Raw genomic sequence first — 16,296 nt, forward strand, 5'->3', positions numbered from 1 at the left:
GGTCAGGGGTGATGTTATTTCTTTTTCTCTCCCCTGGGAGCTCCAAGGCTGATACTTGGTTTTTTGTGGGGGAAGATAAGGTGGCACACTTGGGTATATTTCTGATTTGGAGCTTTCTGGTCGTGTGGAGTTTTGAACGCTCACATCTTAGTTTGAAGGCTTTTTTTTGGGTATTTTCAGGTGCTTTGATTTTTGGCCTTATGACCGAATGGATACAAGGATATGTCCCTTATCGGTCTTCAGATCTGATGGATTTTATGTTTGATGCAGCAGGTGCGGTATTGGGCTTATTTCTGGCTTATTTTATGAAAAAGGAACTAAACCTTGCTGATAAAAAGTTTGATAAGTAATATATTTGAGATTACTCTTGATTTAAGGATTAAAACATAATTTATGGAACCAAAGAAAAACCCTAATGTAGACTTGACCAGGAAGTCCGGATTGTTCATGAACATCGGATTCACTGTGAGTTTGCTGTTGGTTATCCTGGCGTTCGAGTGGAGAACATACGACGACTCTGGTCTTGTAGACCTTGGTCAAGTAACGGATGACTTTGAAGATATCATGGAGATACCTCCTACAGAGCAGCCACCGCCGCCACCACCGAAAATTCAACTTCCTCAGATCATTGAGGTTCCCGATGAGGAAGAAATCGAAGAGGATATTGAGGTGGAGTTAGATGTGGAAGTAACGGAAGAAACTGTTATTGAAGACATTATTTTCGAAGAAGCACCTGAGGAAGAGGAGATCGAAGAGGTTTTCACCATTGTGGAAAACCAGCCTGAGTTTCCCGGAGGGATGGCAGCATTCTACAAGTATGTTGGAGATAACATGGACTACCCTTCTCAGGCCCGAAGAATGGGTATAGAAGGAAGAGTATACGTTCAGTTTGTGGTTGATAAAGACGGTACGGTTACAGAAGTAAAAGCTGTAAAAGGTATCGGTGCAGGATGTGATGAAGAAGCAGAACGAGTACTGAGACAAGCACCAAAATTCAAGCCGGGTAAGCAAAGAGGCCGGGCTGTGAAAGTAAGAATGGTGCTGCCTATTATCTTTAAATTGAGCAATTAATTAACAATCTTATTCTATAAGTGAAAGCCCTTCAAATTTTTTGAAGGGCTTTTTTTGTATCATTGAGGCGATATGCTATTGAGATCAGGGCTTATTGGGGCCATCACCTTTTGTATCGTCTGCTTTTTGGGTTGTCAGTCTGGGGACAAGCCGAAGGGTACAGTATCGGTGCCTGGTGAGGATGCCTGGACATTTGTCAGCATCCCTGATTTCCTGAATGTGGACACCGAGTACCCACAACCTGGCTGGGAAGAATCTCTCGGAATGATCCTAAATGAAGTGAAAAGTGAAAATCCTGATTTCGTATTGGTGCCGGGCGATCTGGTGATGGGCCACTGGGACGCTCCTTCGTGGCAGAGTGCAGATTCAATCGCGAAATATTCCGGGCTGTACTACTCTGCCTGGAAAGCCAGAATGCAAGCCCATGAGCTGAAGTTTTATGTTGCCATCGGGGATCATGAAATAGGGGACAACCCTTGGATTGATTCAGCGAAAGTTGCTGTGATTCCGGCCTATAAGGAGGCTTTTGCTACCCATCTCCAGATGCCCCAAAATGGCCCTGCTCATATGCGGGGAACAGCCTACTGGTGGCGTCACAAAAATGTCTTGTTTGTATCGGTGGATGTCTTTGAAGAGGGCGAAAGTGATGAAGGCAGCATCAAACCCGGGGTGTCCGGAGAGCAGTTGGCCTGGTTGGAGAGTGTACTTCTGGAAAACAGAGATGCACGCCACAAAATCATCATGGGGCATACCCCCGTGCTCGGACCTGTCCGTAGGTGGAGTACCAGTGGTCTCAAAGTAGCTGAAGGGCGCCAGTCAGGATTTTGGCAAACCATGAGCAAACATGAGGTAGACCTGTACCTGTGTGGGGAGATGCATGCCATTACCTGCACCAGCCGCGATGGTGTGATGCAGGTGGTACATGGAGGCCTCATAGGGTATAACCGGCGCACTAGCTATCTGATGGTACGGGTGACTGATGATCAGCTATATCTCACGCTAAAAGAGTTAGAAATGTACCCTTCAGGCGATCACCTATGGCAAACAGGTGATAACAGACCTTTGGAGAACCTCTCTGTGGGTACGGATGGATTTGACGTGGTAGGTAAGGTAGTTATGGATAAATCGCGGGGGCGGTCGCTTTTGGAACCCAAGGGATATTTTAAGAAGAAGTTTGAAAAGAGTGATGAGTGGGCCGCCGCAGTTTTCCGAGAGGGCGTATCTACCGAAATGACTAAAATTTCATTGGATGACTGATGTTATCGTAGCCATCAAGCGGATTATCAAGCGCCTTATTACGAGACGTTCAGATCCTCAATTTAAAAGGGCTAACCATCAGGATTACCTGAATGCCTATGCGGAATTCGTAAACAAGCGAGTGGCCAGGGACCCCCATGAAGCCATCGGCGGATATTGGGAAGAACTGGGCGCACTACAACTTCAGTTCTTGAAGGCCAAGGGACTACAGGCATCTCATACCGTACTGGATATAGGGTGTGGTACATTGAGAGGTGGCAGACTTCTGATTGATTTTTTGGAACCGAAAAAATACACGGGCTATGACATTTCTCAAGCTGCCGTATCCTTTGCGCGGGAATTGATAGCGAGTGAGGGACTTGAAAATAAGGACCCGAGGGTGTTTTGGAGTATGAAGGGATTAGCAGATCCCGAGCTGAGGAGGATGAAATTTGATGTGCTCTGGGCACAATCGGTTTTCACGCATTTGGAACCAGACTATATTGAGCAACACATGGCCCAGTGTGGCGCGCTTATGCATGAGGAGAGTAAGTTTTTCTTTACCTATGAGGAGGCTGATCAGTTCAGGGTAGAGCGGGAGGTAGACTTTGCCTATCCCTATTCATTCTTTGAAGAGTTGGCCAAACAGTATGGTTTCCAGCTCAGGGATTTATCAGCCCAATATCCCCACCCCAGAGGGCAGCGGATATTGGAGCTTAGACGATCTAAATGATCAACCCGAAATCTTCACCCACCTTAGTGGCTTCTTCATATCCGGCATCATGGTGTCTGAACACGCCCATGGCAGGATCATTGTACAACACCCGCTTCAGGCACTTTTCTGCTCTGCTAGAGCCATCTGCCAGTACCACCATGCCTGCATGCTGTGAATAGCCCATACCTACCCCGCCACCATGATGGAAGGATACCCAAGTGGCACCACCAGAGGCATTGGACAGTAAATTGAGCAGTGGCCAATCAGAAACCGCATCGCTGCCATCCTTCATGCCTTCTGTTTCCCTGTTCGGTGAGGCCACTGAGCCACAGTCCAGATGGTCTCTGCCTATCACAATCGGGGCTTTTACTTTTCCTGTTTTGACCAGGTCATTGAAAATGAGGCCTGCTTTTTCGCGCTCGCCCATACCCAGCCAGCAGATCCTGCATGGCAGACCCTGGAAGGCGATTTTTTCACGGGCCTGAGTGAGCCAGTTGATCAGGTGTGTGTTTTCAGGAAAGGCCTCCATCAATGCCTTGTCCGTGGTATAAATGTCCTCCGGGTCTCCGGAAAGCGCAGCCCATCTGAATGGGCCTTTGCCTTCGCAAAAGAGTGGCCGGATGTACTCGGGCACAAAACCTTTGAAGTCAAAAGCATTGGGCTCTCCCCCCTGACGGGCAAACTCACGAAGGTTGTTGCCATAGTCAAAGGTAATGGCACCCTGTTTTTGCAGATCCAACATCAGCCTTACGTGCCGGGCCATGCTTTTGAGCGATAGGTCTTTGTAGGTCACCGCATCGGACTTTCTAAGGGCCTCTGCCTCTGCCAGAGACATCCCGTTGGGTACGTATCCAAATACCGGGTCGTGTGCTGAGGTTTGATCGGTCAGAACATCCGGTACAATGCCATCTCTTTGCAGGTTGGCCAAAAGGTCACCTATGTCACTTACTAGTCCTATGGACAGGTTCTCGCCTTTCTCTTTGGCTTCCAATGCCCAATCTCGTGCCTCTTCATAGCTATGGGTCATCTTATCGATGTAGCGTGTCTGAAGTCTTTTTTCTATTCTTTTTGGGTCCACATCTGCGCCCAGGAAGGTGGCTCCGGCCATGGTAGCCGCCAGTGGCTGAGCGCCACCCATTCCTCCCAGGCCACCAGTTACCAGTAGCTTGTGTTTCAATGTACCTCCAAAATGTTGCCTCGCACACTCTGCAAATGTTTCGTAGGTTCCCTGAAGTATTCCCTGGGATCCTATATAGATCCAACTACCGGCGGTCATCTGACCATACATCATCAGTCCGCGTGACTTGAGGTCCTCAAAATGTTCCCAATTAGCCCAGGCAGGTACCAGATTCGAGTTGGCTATTAACACACGTGGTGCTTCGGCGTGCGTACGCACGATGCCTACGGGCTTGCCGGACTGCACGAGCAGGCTCTGGTCATTTTCCAGTTCCAGTAAAATCTTAATGATTTTCTCCAGGGATTCACGATTTCGGGCGGCCTGTCCGGTGCCTCCATACACCACCAGTTCGGCCGGGTCTTCCGCCACTTCGTCATCCAGGTTATTGAGGAGCATTCTCAGTGGCGCCTCTGTTTGCCAGGACTTAGCGTGAAGTTGTGACCCGGTTGGGGCTTTGTAATGGGGGTGTTTAGCGTACTTTTCAAGAAATTGAGAATAATTCATACAAATCTCCTTTAAGGTTAATGTTGTTTTGTTGGGCGGTTTGATAGGCAGCGTCAATGATCGATTCATTGACGATCATGTCATGGGCTTTTTCAATGTCATCGGCAAAAATCCGATCTTCCTCAGCATGGTCGATCCTGCCGCGAATGACCTCATGACAGGCGTCCAGAATCTTGCTGGATTTCATGGGTTTGCGATAGTCAAAGGCCTGCGCTGCGCAGATAAGCTCTACAGCCAGGATATTTTCCAGGTTGTCGATGACCTGATTCAACTTGCGCCCACTGATGGAGCCCATACTGACATGATCTTCCTGACCCAGAGATGTTGGGATGCTATCGGCACTGGCCGGGAAACAAAGCGACTTATTCTCACTCACCAGGGCTGCTGAGGTGTATTGGGGGATCATAAACCCGGAATTGATGCCGGTATTTTTCATCAGGAGCTTGGGTAGCCCTTCAATATCGCCTTCCAGCAGCAGGTAAGTTCTTCGGTCAGAAATATTTCCTAATTCAGCCGCCGCCAGCGTGGCATAGTCCAGAGGCATGGCTAAGGGTTGTCCATGGAAATTTCCACCGCTGATGGTGTCCGTACTGCTAAACACGATAGGGTTGTCGGTCACACTGTTTAGCTCTACGTTCACCAACTCCTTCAGGTGATGCCAGGCGTTTCTGCTACTCCCGTGAACCTGCGGCATACATCGGATAGAATAAGGATCCTGTACCCGGCCACAGTTTTCGTGAGATTCTACCATCTGAGAATTTTTCAGTAAGGTTCTCAGACGATGCGCGACATGGAGCGAACCCTGAAAAGGCCTTAATGCATGGAGTTTTTCCTGAAAAGGAGAAGCGGAACCCAAAATTCCCTCGAGTGACATGGCGCCAATGATATCGGCCAGCTCCAGGCAGTTGTGAAGTCTGACAAGACCCCTTACAGCATAGGCCAGTATAAACTGTGTACCATTGATCAGGGCTAGCCCTTCTTTGGGACCTAGTGCAATGGGTGCTTTACCAAGCTGCTGCAATACGTCACCTGAGTCTTGTATTTTACCTTTATAAGTCACCTTTCCCAGACCGATCAGGGGAAGAAAAAGATGTGCTAATGGGGCCAGGTCACCCGATGCACCGACCGAACCCTGTGTGGGCACCATCGGAGTGATGTCCATTTCCAAGTGCCATTTGATTCTTTCCAGGGTTTCCAGAGCGATGCCAGAGTAGCCAAAGCTCAATGCCTGCAGTTTGGTCACGAGCATCAGTTTGGCGATCTCCAATGGCACATAAGCTCCAACTCCTACACTGTGGCTTCTGAGGATGTTTTCCTGAAGCTTGCGGGTTTGTTCTTTGGAAATAATGGTGGTGCAAAGTGGGCCAAAACCAGTATTGATGCCATAGACCACTCGATCGCCATTGGCAATCTCAGCCACGTCTGCATGACTCTTTTTGATTTTGTTAATGGTGTCATCAGCAAATGTACCAGTTTGCTGGCCACGTGCTATTCTCAGTGCGATGCCCGGGGTGAGGGTATCCTTACCGAATTGAAAGGGGTGTTTCATATCCATAAAAGCGCTTGCAGGGTTTAATCCTGCAAAATCTAAAAAATCATCCTACCAGGGGCCGGAAGCCTCCAGTGCTTTTTTCTTATCCAGATATTGCTGGTAGAAAAGCTGGTAGTCATTTTGGGTTGTTAATGTTGTTAGTTTCTGCAGGGCATCATTGGCATAATTTTCAAGTCCCATTTCCAGGGCTGCCATGATGTACTGCTGATGCAAAGCTACACTTCTTGGGTTGAAATTGATGGCATTGACCAATACATCATAGGATTCGGAGAGGTGCGTGGTGCTGAGAATCCTGCTGATGGCCAGCACCAGTGGTTCGTTCAGCGAGTTCATGCCTGCCAGGTTTACCAATGCGGCTGTCTGCTCGTTTTGGTCTTTGAGTGCCAAAATTTCTGAAAGATAATGACCATTCTGAGGCACCCCCCCATCCACCAGGGTCAACAAGGCATCTGGTTCTTCAAAATATTCAGGAGGCAGAAGGGAATTGAAAACCGCACGATAGGTCTTGAGCTGGTCATAGTTTTGTTCTTCCAGTTGCTCATTGGCTACTTTGGCCCATAGGGATCGTATGTATTGTTCATCGGCCTGAGACAGCAGGGCGTTGATCTCTCCCGCACTGTAAGTTCGATAGAGGTAGTACAGCCGGAAAAGTTGTTGGTCAGGCGTGAGGCTTTCAGTGTTGCTGATGTTGGTGATATCCTTTTTGAGTGCAGCATAACTGGAATCCAGAGTGACCAGGTAAGTAGCCCACTCCGTGGCTTTTGAGAATTCACCCAGTTCCAGCAAGCAGGCGGCTTTGTTCAGCAGGGCATCTTCAAATCCGGCCTGTGTGGCTTGGTCAAAGTAATCAAGGGCTACCTTCGGAGCATGCTGAGAAAGCGCAATTAGCCCCATTTGGTTCAGGTATTTGCCAGACTCCCGGGTAGGTACTTCAGTCTTCAGGTAATCCAGTGCCTGCAGTGCATTGTTGACCTGGCCGGCTTTGAAGTAGCTCATGACCATGGCGTTTTTGCCAGCCCAGTACATGCGTTCATCCAGCTGACCTGAAAGTGACTGATCCAGCCATAGCGCTACCTTTGCATCTTCAAAATACCAGGCGGCATTAATAAGGAAGGCCAGCCTGTGAAGGGGGTAGGATGGGAAAAGACTAGCTGAATCAAAGGACAGTGAAGTCTGCACGTTCGCATCCATCAGGGCGCTGAGTATATTGGCTTTTACTGCCAGATTACCCGCTTCATAGTCTTGCTCGGCTTGCGCCGAATCGACTTCCCGTACTTTCCACAGGTTGACCAGGGCGGCGTTTGTCCATTGACTTTTGGGTTGCGCCTGTTGTAGCGTATTCACAGCCTCGTGGGTTTTGCCCATGTCTGCATAGGTAAGCCCCAGGTTATTGAGCAATTGATTGTTGTCGGGGAATGCCCTCAGTCCGTTTTGTAAGCTGATCAGGGAGGGCGTGGTTTCACTGCTCATGGCCGCCGTGGCAGATTGATTCACAAAAGTCTGAGGCGATGGGTACCGCAGCGCCGCTCTCCCAAACCGATAGTTGGCTTCTGAGATATCCCCTTTTTGGAGTTCCCGGTAGCCAATTTTGTAGTTGGAAAAATGGTTGTCATAGCCATAAATACTGCCTTCGCGATAGTACTCCGCAGCCAGTCTGTCCTGGCCCTGTGCTTCGGCTTGTGCACCCAGGTAGTTGTAGTGGCCTGCTCTGAAGAGCAAGAAGGGCTCCTTATTGGCCAGGAAAAAGAAGGCCGCAATGGCGGCAAGTCCGGCAAGCCGGGCACTTACGTATGGAAAGCTCTGCGATTTATAGGCGATTTTATAGACCTGCATTCCCTGACCCAGTGGTGAGACGAAGTTCCAGAACAGGTAGAGGAAAAACATGGTGCCGAAGGCCATGTGCGTATAAATGATGAAGTAATGCAGCCCTTCGTACACGGAATCATTGCCGCGGGAAAAAGCGAGCGTAATAAACCCGATCACCACCATCCCCAAGCTGCAATAGAGTATCTGAGCATATCCCACCGAGATGAACCCTTCGAAGAGTGATCTTTTATATTTCAAACTCCACAATGCGACCAGGGCACTCAGTGCCAGCAGCAGATAGGGACTGAAAAAGGCAATGTCCAGGTTCCAAAAGGCGGCTTTTTTACCATAGTGGGCAAGGAGAATGCCCAAATAGACAAAAGAAAACACGGAGAAATGGACGTGATTGCTCCGCCCACCCTTGGACTGTGTGATCAGGAATAAAATGCCAAAAACATTCTCCTCGGCTATGAGAAACAGAAAAACAAGCGTCAGGGCGATCATACCAAAATAACTACCGGCAATAAATTGCTCCTGCAAGGCAACCGTTTCTACTCCGGAGAAAAAGACAATACCGGCGGATAGCAATACAAAGGATAGCAGGCGCCAGCCAAAATCTACATCTTTGATAAAGGCATGGAAAAGGTAGGCCGGAAGCAGGTAAATGATCAGCACGATCACCACAGCTACCGATGATCGCTCCCCAAACCCAAAGAGCCTTACTTCAGGCAGGTGTAGGGTCATGATGAAAAAAATGAACAGCCCCATGATACCGATAAACCACATTCTGGACAGGTAGGTGGTCACGGTGAGGATCAGGCACAAGCCTAATAAAATGACAGAAAGGATGATGGCATCCGTGGTGAAATGACGTTCAATGGGTCCTGCTGAGAAATTTTCAGCCAGCGTATATTTTTCACCCTGGAAGCTAAACTGGAAAGGGCCTTTTTTAAAGGGAAGGGTATAGAATGCTTCTGATTCGGCTGTAGTGGTCACATTCCACCCAATGCTGGAATCGTAGCCCTGAGAATAGGCGAAAATAAAAGCGAGGACAACAGCTATAAATAGCGCAACAAGTGCTTTGGGTAAATACTGAGTCATGCGATCCATGGGAATCAATCAAGCACTTTAGGTACTCTGAAATAATCATCATCCTTTTTCGGAGCATTTTTCAGGGCACGCTCGTGATCCAGCGGCGCCTTCTTGACGTCTTCCCGCAGGGCATTCTCTTCAAAGGACATATTAGTGAGTGGTTCCACTCCTTCGGTGTCCAGTTCATTGAGTTTTTCTACCCAGGTGAGGATTTCCTCCATGTCTTTGATGTAGCCATCGGCTTTGTCCGGGTGGATCTCCAGACGGGCCAGATGAGCGATTTTTTCAAGCGTTTGATGGTCTATTTTCATAGAAATACTTTATTCAAAGCAATATTAGCCAACCGTCCTGACTTTATCGGGATGATGTGCCAGAAGTTCGGCCTGGATAATGGCAAAGGTTTCTGCCTTCAATCTTTTCACTTCCTCGTCATCACTTGTTTTAGGGAAAATGGGTTTGTGTACAATTATTTTGCACCTATGATGATGAAACCGGACGGGGGTTTTGTCGGGAAGCAGCAAAAAATTGTAGGGCATGGTGACCGGGATGATGGGAATGCCTTTTTCGATGGCCAGTTTGAATGCGCCATCCTTGAAAGAAACCATATAAGGGAGGTTTTCTTCCTTTACAAGCACACCTCCTTCCGGGAAGAAACAAAGATTGAAACCATCATCAATAGCCTCTTTGGACATCTTCAAGCTTCCGGCACGACTCCTCATGCTGGACCTGTTCACGGGGATGTGCATATTCCGGAAGAAAAACCCGAAGAGGGGGATTTTAGCGAGCGAGCTTTTTCCAATGAATTTGGCAGAATAGAGCAAGCAAAAAGCAGGAATGTCGAAGAACGAGAAGTGATTGCAACAAAAGATGTATTGTTGATCTGATCTGAGGTGTTCTTTGCCCTCAATGACCACCCGGATGAATGCCATCCGGCAAAAACTCCAGGCCCAATACCAGTGAAGTTTCAGGGCCAGTCGATGACATTTTTTGTAAGGAGACAGCAAGGCGATGAGTGGCACAAACACCAGACTGGTCATCAGAAAAATGAAAAGCGCGTAGAGGGTATAAGGTAGAGGTGAATGCTTCAATGGGATAGAATATTTATAATTTGCGGCAGAAACTTCTCATCAAGTGTAATAAATTCAGGTTAATAAAGACTAAATCACCGTAAACTAAAAAAGTTAAGAATATTGGAACTACTACGTGTTGAAAACATCAGTAAATCCTACAGCAGTCACCAGGCCTTAAGCAATGTGAGCATTTCTATCCCGAAAGGGAGCATTTTTGGTCTTCTGGGCCCCAACGGAGCGGGCAAAACTACGCTGATCAGGATTATCACCAGAATCATCGAGCAGGACAGTGGCGAGGTGTATCTGGGCGGCGAGAAAATCACCCCGGAGCTCGTGCGTAAGATTGGATATCTGCCGGAAGAGCGGGGGCTTTACAAAAAAATGAAGGTGGGGGAGCAATTGCTTTACCTGGCCAGACTCAAAGGTCTCTCCAAGGCCGATGCCACTACCAAAATCAAAGCCTGGCTGAAAAGACTGGAGCTGACCGGATGGAGTGGCAAAACCATAGAGGACTTGTCTAAAGGAATGGCCCAGAAGGTGCAGTTCATCGCTACAGTGATGCATGAGCCGGAATTGATCATTTTGGATGAGCCTTTTTCCGGATTTGATCCGGTGAATGCCAACCTGATCAAGGATGAAATTTTCAGACTCAGAGAAGCCGGCGCTACGGTCATCTTCTCTACCCACCGAATGGAGTCTGTGGAGGAGTTGTGTGACCATATTGCGCTGATCAATAAGTCGGAGAAGATTTTGGATGGACTGAAACTAGACATCAAAAATGACCACAAGGATGGCACATACATCGTGACCCATGAGGGCCCTCTGGCCTCCACAGACCACTACGATCTTTTGAGCACGGGTACTACGGAGGATGGGCTTACCGAATCGATCCTCAAGGACAAAACGGAGGGTGGCCCCAATAACCTGCTGAAGGTGCTGATCGGGGCTGTGGAGATTCATTCGTTCATAGAAAAGATCCCCTCCATCAATGAAATATTCATCAGTAAAGTGAAAGGAGACAGCCATGCATAACATCGGATTGATCATTGCGAGAGAGTACTTATCCCGGGTGAAGAAGAAGTCGTTTATCGTAATGACCCTTTTGGCACCCTTGCTTTTCGGAGGCTTCTTTTTCTTCATTGCCTGGACCGCCACCAAGGATGTGGACACCAAAACCATACAGGTGGTGGACAAGAGCGGCATGTTCAGTGAGATATTCATCGATGACAGCCAGATGGAGTTTAGTTATTCTGACAAGTCGTTGGATGCGGCCAAAGAAGATGTGCTGAATGGGGACTTTGACGGGCTGCTTTATATTCCTGATATCGATGTGGCTGCCCCAGCAGGGGTGGTGTTTTACTCCCCCAATAACCCCAGCGTTTCCATGGTGCATGACCTGAGTCGTAAGCTGGAAGGTGAGATTGAAAACATCAAACTTCGGCAGTCCGGGATTCAAAAGGAAGTGCTCGAAAGCCTGAAGGCCAATGTAGACATCAGCACCATCAACCTCTCCGGATCGGGTGACGAAAAGGAGAGCAGCTCCATAGGAGCAACCGTGGTGGGCTACGTGGCGTCATTCCTGATATACATTTTCATCTTCGTCTACGGTACCCAGTGTATGCGTGGCGTGGTGGAGGAGAAGACCAGCCGGATTGTGGAGGTGATCATCGCATCGGTGAAGCCTTTTGAGCTGATGATGGGCAAAGTGATAGGCATAGCCGGTGTGGGCTTGTCGCAGTTTATCCTTTGGATCGTGCTCACTACCACCATCAGCACGGCTGTAGGTGGGATCTTCGCCAATCAGGCCATGGACGCACAAAAACAGCAGACTGAGCAGATGGATGCGATGAATTTACCTCAGGATGAAACAGCCCAGCAGATGGAGGAGAGCCTTCTAGGCAGTATCAGCTCGGCGGTAGAGTCTATCAACATGCCCATGGTCATCGTGGCCTTTTTGTTTTTCTTCCTCACCGGGTACCTGCTCTACGGAGCGCTGTTTGCGGCCATCGGTTCTGCGGTGGACAGCGATGCAGATGCCCAGCAGTTTATGTTTCCGGTCACCATGCCGCTGATTCTGGCCATTGTCATGCTCAGCGCCGTGCTGAACGACCCCAATGGGTCACTGGCGTTTTGGATGTCCATGATCCCGTTCACCTCCCCGGTGGTGATGATGATGCGCGTGCCTTTTGGGGTGCCTGTATGGGAGCTGGCCCTTTCTATGGTGCTGATGATTGGCGGGTTCGTGTTCACCATCTGGTTTGCCAGCAGGATTTATAGGATTGGGATCCTGATGCACGGCACCAAAGTGAATTACAAGGTGCTGGCCAAGTGGATCATGATGAAGAATTGATTGGAAAAAGAAAGCCCACCCAGGATGTGAATGCCGGGTGGGCTCAATACTCTACGTAGTTGCAATTAAAAACATGAAGGATTTCTGCTGTTTGTTTGAGACTGTCTGGAATAACCAGAAAAAACTCTGTAGAATCTATTTTAAGCAGATCTTCACATAGTTTCATATACTCTGATTCATCGCCTGGGTCATCGTACAGATAGTAATTGTCACGGACCCATTGATAGTCCCGGATATCTAAGGATGTCAATTCCTCCATTGGGATCAGTTTTCGATATGAATTGCCCTCATATATGCTATTCCCGAAGCAAAGATCAATACCAGTACCCATTTTAATGATGAAATAGTAGGCCTGAATTTCCTGGTCATCGATAGTATAAGAATCGGGATTCTGGACTTCATTGTAAATACTCTCAGGGTTAAAATGAATGAAAACAGAGTCGGGTTTAATCTGAGCGCGACTTGAATATGATATCAGTGTGAAAAAAGTAAAGCATTGATCGTTTTCATAGGCAACTAATTACAACTATTTCAACCCTTGAGTAATTGCTCAATATTTTCTGACATAGGTACTAAGGTTGTCCATTGACTTTTCTCAATGATCATATTCCAGCACATGACTGGAGTTATTACAGTTAAACACATGCCATATTTCGGCTATTTGTTGTGCGCTATCAGGAACCACCAGGAAGAAATCAGTACTCCCCCAATTGAGCTTTTCCAGCAAACGATCCATACCCATGTCTTGATACAACCACCAGTAGTCCCTTACCTCTAAATTTACTATGGAATCGAGTGGCAGTTTGTTTTTATAAATGCTCTCAGGGTAGTAGTTGTTGGTGAAACAAAGATCGATTCCCAGCGCCATTGGGATAAAATACTGAATGCCCAGATTTCCTTCGATGAGGCTCCTTTCAGAAATAAAGTATCGGGTACTGTCGGGTACAAAATAAATGTAGATCGAATCCTGTATAGGATTGAGGAAGTTGTAATAGTCACTGTCCTGACAGAAGCTACGAAAGCAGGCTGCTGATAAGAGCAGTGACAAAATGATCGTTTTTACTTGCATGGTTTTTTAAACGCCATTTTACTAACCCACGGCATCACCGATCCAAATTGAGCAGCGAATCTGTCTTTATATTAAGATAAACCCAGATATTGTCAATGCCATTGTTGTCACTGAAGTGGGATTTTACGACTTCATTATAACAATCCAACGAACTTTGATGACTTGCGTGTGCCAACCTTATGCCCATGCTTCGGGCCAATGAGTCAATCTTAATGTGAAACTGACTGTTATTGCGAAAATCACCAAAATGGAAATAATTAATTGTATCTCCTTTTAATTCTTCTTTCGCCAATTCCCGTGCAATAGCGCATGTAGGGTACTTAATGAGTGCGGGTGTTTGGCACATTGATTCAAAAGATACCAGAACAAATAATGTTAAAATGACTCTGTTCATTGCACTTGCATTCCTCGTTGGATTGGGTTTTATGAATGTTTTTATAATTCGTCTTTTCAATCCGCGGCGGAATTGGAAGTGGCCATATTTAAAGAATCCGTGATAGAGATCTTGGCTGCAGGCGAAAACTCATCCTTTAGTGGCCCGTATGGGGTTCAAAATTTTGTGTTTTTATTAAGCTCCTTTATTTTCCATAATCGGATGGGGATGAATTTCCTTTTGTTCTTGTCCCGATCAATAAAATCAGAACCCAAGAGGGTAGTTTGACTAAAATATAGATCGTCATTTAAGAGAGCCAATGTTGAAATTTTGAATTCCTTTCCGATGCTCTTTTCATCAATAAAAAGAGCATCATTGGATACGTGAATGTCTCCCTCAGAGCCAGATACGATTGAGAAGTTTAATGCATTATCCATACGACTCTCATCATACAACCAATCAATTGTGAGTCACGAAATGTGATTTTCTCATTCTCGAAAAGCCATTCGGCACCTTCGAGAATGAATTCGGAGTTAGATTTTTCCCTTTTGATTTTTCGTTTCTTTAAGAAGTAGGTGCTTCTTGACTTTTCATAATAGGAATAATTAAAGTCCCCATTCAGGTGACACTGGTTCATGAATTCACGATTTAAGTCAGAAGCTGAAATTGGGTTGATTTTTATTGAAAGTCCATCATAGGAAGTGTGGCTCGACTGTGGAATCAGTTTCAGTTGAACATTATAGCCGCTTTCCTGAATTTCAATTTTTTTGATTTTACGTTGAGAATTGGCATCTGTACCAAAAGCAAAAAATGCGATTAAAACTGCTGCTTTAAAAAAATTCATTTTGAACCTCCAATCATAGTCTTCAATTATTTCTCAAAATACGGCAATTCTATTGATCAACCAATATTTATCTTTCGTACACTGGTTTTTCCCTGGCTTCGTGTTTGCTCAATGAACTGTATTTCACACACTTCTTTGCAAAAAAGACTTTCCTTCCCTGCTAAATTTGATTTTCTGCTAAATTACCGAATGGAACAACCTCGTTTCTGGCAGTGAGTGCATACCGAGAAGAACCTACCATCAGTCTTTATTCCAATCGCTCCAGCTTCAAGTGGGTGGTGCTGGGTGTGGCCCTGATCATCAGTGCCGGGTCCATCGTCTATACCAATGAGCTGGTGAAGCAAATCCGCGACCGGGAGCGGAAGCAGATAGACCTCTATGCCAGTACACTAGAGTACCTGGCCAATGAAAATGATGCGCCCAACCTCATCTTCGTCATGGAGGAGATTATCCAGGCCAACAACACCATCCCCGTGATTCTCACTGATGAGTTTGGCAAGCCGGAGCACTACCGCAATATCCCGGCAGCAGACAAAATAGACAATGACCGGGTCCGGAAGCGGTTTCTCCTCAATGAGATCAAGGACATGATGACGGAGCGGGAGCCCATCATGGTCACCCTGACCGATGACAACAACCAGATCTATGGTTACAAGAACATTTACTACCGCAATTCATTCCTGCTCACGCAGCTGAAGTATTATCCCTATGTGCAGTTGTCCATCATCGCCATCTTTGGGCTCATCATCTTCGCGGTGTTCAACTACTCGCGTACCGCAGAGCAAAACCGGGTGTGGGTGGGTCTGGCCAAAGAAACTGCTCATCAGCTGGGTACTCCTTTGTCTTCCCTGATCGCCTGGGTGGAGTATTTCAAGGAGACCTTCCCCGATCAGAAAGATGTATTTATAGAGCTGCAAAAGGATGTGGATCGGCTGGAGATGATCACCGAGCGCTTTTCGAATATCGGGAGTGTGCCGCAGTTGCGTCAGGAGCGGGTCTTTGATCTGGTGTCTGAGGTGGTGAAGTACCTGGAAAAAAGAATATCTACCAAAGTGAGCATGACGGTGCAGGCCTTCCCCAATGAGGAGATCACCTGTAGCATCAACCGGCCGCTGTTTGCCTGGGTGGTGGAGAATATTGTCAAAAACGCCGTGGACGCCATGGTGGGCAAAGGTGCCATTACCATCAAAATCATGAAAGTGAGTGACGGCAGGGTGGCCGTGGACATTTCCGATACCGGAAAAGGAATCGCGAAAAATCGCCTCACGCAGGTTTTCAAACCCGGGTACACCACCAAGAAGAGAGGCTGGGGGCTGGGACTGGCACTCACCAAGCGAATTGTAGAGAATTACCATGGTGGAAGGATTTTTGTGAAGGACTCTGAGCTCAATAAAGGGACTACCTTCAGAATATTACTGAAATCGTGAGCAGTTTTCG

15 protein-coding genes are annotated in these 16,296 nt (G+C 47.2%); 7 read left to right on the plus strand and 8 right to left on the minus strand.

Features of this window, described 5'->3' with window-relative positions:
- Positions 1-11 precede the first annotated feature (11 nt).
- The 4 genes from GV030_RS10570 (at position 12) to GV030_RS10585 (ending at position 3,040) form a co-directional block, all read left to right on the plus strand.
- Positions 12-350, plus strand: coding sequence for a VanZ family protein (locus tag GV030_RS10570; protein WP_159582274.1), 339 nt, complete (start codon positions 12-14; stop codon positions 348-350).
- Positions 351-393: 43 nt separating this feature from the next.
- On the plus strand, positions 394-1,071 hold the full coding sequence (locus GV030_RS10575; RefSeq protein WP_159582275.1) for an energy transducer TonB: 678 nt from the start codon (positions 394-396) through the stop codon (positions 1,069-1,071).
- Between the two features lie 72 nt (positions 1,072-1,143).
- Complete coding sequence (locus GV030_RS10580) at positions 1,144-2,328, plus strand: metallophosphoesterase (protein ID WP_159582276.1); 1,185 nt, start codon at positions 1,144-1,146, stop codon at positions 2,326-2,328.
- The gene (locus tag GV030_RS10585) at positions 2,321-3,040 is read left to right on the plus strand and encodes a class I SAM-dependent methyltransferase (RefSeq protein WP_159582277.1); all 720 of its coding nucleotides are present in this window, start codon (positions 2,321-2,323) and stop codon (positions 3,038-3,040) included. The genes GV030_RS10580 and GV030_RS10585 overlap by 8 nt, the downstream gene beginning before the upstream one ends.
- Here GV030_RS10585 and hutU read toward each other — a convergent pair.
- Genes hutU through GV030_RS10610 form a run of 5 tightly spaced genes read right to left on the minus strand, consistent with a single transcriptional unit; the run spans position 3,033 to position 10,241 of the window.
- A complete protein-coding gene (hutU, locus tag GV030_RS10590; RefSeq protein ID WP_159582278.1) occupies positions 3,033-4,703 on the minus strand; it encodes a urocanate hydratase in 1,671 nt (556 codons plus the stop codon). The two genes, GV030_RS10585 and hutU, sit on opposite strands and share 8 nt — an antisense overlap.
- Positions 4,681-6,252 (minus strand): histidine ammonia-lyase, encoded by a 1,572-nt coding sequence (gene hutH / locus GV030_RS10595; RefSeq protein ID WP_159582279.1) that lies wholly within the window; start codon positions 6,250-6,252, stop codon positions 4,681-4,683. The genes hutU and hutH overlap by 23 nt, the downstream gene beginning before the upstream one ends.
- Before the next feature lie 51 nt (positions 6,253-6,303).
- Entirely contained in the window at positions 6,304-9,162 is a 2,859-nt protein-coding gene (locus tag GV030_RS10600) for a hypothetical protein (protein WP_159582280.1), read from the minus strand.
- A 14-nt stretch (positions 9,163-9,176) separates the two neighbouring features.
- Positions 9,177-9,464 (minus strand): Asp-tRNA(Asn)/Glu-tRNA(Gln) amidotransferase subunit GatC, encoded by a 288-nt coding sequence (gene gatC, locus GV030_RS10605; protein WP_159582281.1) that lies wholly within the window; start codon positions 9,462-9,464, stop codon positions 9,177-9,179.
- A 24-nt stretch (positions 9,465-9,488) separates the two neighbouring features.
- Entirely contained in the window at positions 9,489-10,241 is a 753-nt protein-coding gene (locus GV030_RS10610) for a 1-acyl-sn-glycerol-3-phosphate acyltransferase (RefSeq protein ID WP_159582282.1), read from the minus strand.
- Positions 10,242-10,343: 102 nt separating this feature from the next.
- Between GV030_RS10610 and GV030_RS10615 the strand changes: the two genes are divergently transcribed.
- On the plus strand, positions 10,344-11,255 hold the full coding sequence (locus GV030_RS10615; protein WP_159582283.1) for an ABC transporter ATP-binding protein: 912 nt from the start codon (positions 10,344-10,346) through the stop codon (positions 11,253-11,255).
- Entirely contained in the window at positions 11,248-12,573 is a 1,326-nt protein-coding gene (locus GV030_RS10620) for an ABC transporter permease (protein WP_159582284.1), read from the plus strand. Before GV030_RS10615 ends, GV030_RS10620 begins: the two co-directional genes overlap by 8 nt.
- A gap of 43 nt (positions 12,574-12,616) precedes the next feature.
- Here the strand turns inward: GV030_RS10620 and GV030_RS10625 are convergent, their stop codons facing one another.
- The 3 genes from GV030_RS10625 to GV030_RS10635 all read right to left on the minus strand — a co-directional run bounded on the left by GV030_RS10625 (position 12,617) and on the right by GV030_RS10635 (position 14,859).
- Positions 12,617-12,832, minus strand: coding sequence for a hypothetical protein (locus tag GV030_RS10625; RefSeq protein ID WP_159582285.1), 216 nt, complete (start codon positions 12,830-12,832; stop codon positions 12,617-12,619).
- 336 nt (positions 12,833-13,168) lie between these two features.
- Entirely contained in the window at positions 13,169-13,642 is a 474-nt protein-coding gene (locus GV030_RS10630; protein WP_159582286.1) for a hypothetical protein, read from the minus strand.
- A gap of 794 nt (positions 13,643-14,436) precedes the next feature.
- Positions 14,437-14,859 carry a hypothetical protein gene (locus GV030_RS10635; protein ID WP_159582287.1) on the minus strand — a complete coding sequence of 141 codons (423 nt, stop codon included), beginning with the start codon at positions 14,857-14,859 and terminating at the stop codon, positions 14,437-14,439.
- A 212-nt stretch (positions 14,860-15,071) separates the two neighbouring features.
- On the opposite strand from GV030_RS10635, the gene GV030_RS10640 reads away from it, so the two are divergent.
- Complete coding sequence (locus tag GV030_RS10640; protein ID WP_159582288.1) at positions 15,072-16,286, plus strand: HAMP domain-containing sensor histidine kinase; 1,215 nt, start codon at positions 15,072-15,074, stop codon at positions 16,284-16,286.
- Positions 16,287-16,296: the final 10 nt, after the last annotated feature.

Origin of the sequence: Marinoscillum sp. 108, assembly GCF_902506655.1 — a bacterium.
In the GTDB taxonomy this organism is placed as follows: Bacteria; Bacteroidota; Bacteroidia; order Cytophagales; family Cyclobacteriaceae; genus Marinoscillum; species Marinoscillum luteum.

Bases quoted from the DNA above. Each gene is read 5' to 3' on its own strand.
- GV030_RS10570 (WP_159582274.1), top strand. From the start codon at position 12: ATGTTATTTCTTTTTCTCTCCCCTGGGAGCTCCAAGGCTGATACTTGG.
- GV030_RS10575 (WP_159582275.1), top strand. From the start codon at position 394: ATGGAACCAAAGAAAAACCCTAATGTAGACTTGACCAGGAAGTCCGGA.
- GV030_RS10580 (WP_159582276.1), top strand. From the start codon at position 1,144: ATGCTATTGAGATCAGGGCTTATTGGGGCCATCACCTTTTGTATCGTC.
- GV030_RS10585 (WP_159582277.1), top strand. From the start codon at position 2,321: ATGACTGATGTTATCGTAGCCATCAAGCGGATTATCAAGCGCCTTATT.
- hutU (WP_159582278.1), bottom strand. From the start codon at position 4,703: ATGAATTATTCTCAATTTCTTGAAAAGTACGCTAAACACCCCCATTAC.
- hutH (WP_159582279.1), bottom strand. From the start codon at position 6,252: ATGAAACACCCCTTTCAATTCGGTAAGGATACCCTCACCCCGGGCATC.
- GV030_RS10600 (WP_159582280.1), bottom strand. From the start codon at position 9,162: ATGACTCAGTATTTACCCAAAGCACTTGTTGCGCTATTTATAGCTGTT.
- gatC (WP_159582281.1), bottom strand. From the start codon at position 9,464: ATGAAAATAGACCATCAAACGCTTGAAAAAATCGCTCATCTGGCCCGT.
- GV030_RS10620 (WP_159582284.1), top strand. From the start codon at position 11,248: ATGCATAACATCGGATTGATCATTGCGAGAGAGTACTTATCCCGGGTG.
- GV030_RS10625 (WP_159582285.1), bottom strand. From the start codon at position 12,832: ATGGAGGAATTGACATCCTTAGATATCCGGGACTATCAATGGGTCCGT.
- GV030_RS10630 (WP_159582286.1), bottom strand. From the start codon at position 13,642: ATGCAAGTAAAAACGATCATTTTGTCACTGCTCTTATCAGCAGCCTGC.
- GV030_RS10635 (WP_159582287.1), bottom strand. From the start codon at position 14,859: ATGAATTTTTTTAAAGCAGCAGTTTTAATCGCATTTTTTGCTTTTGGT.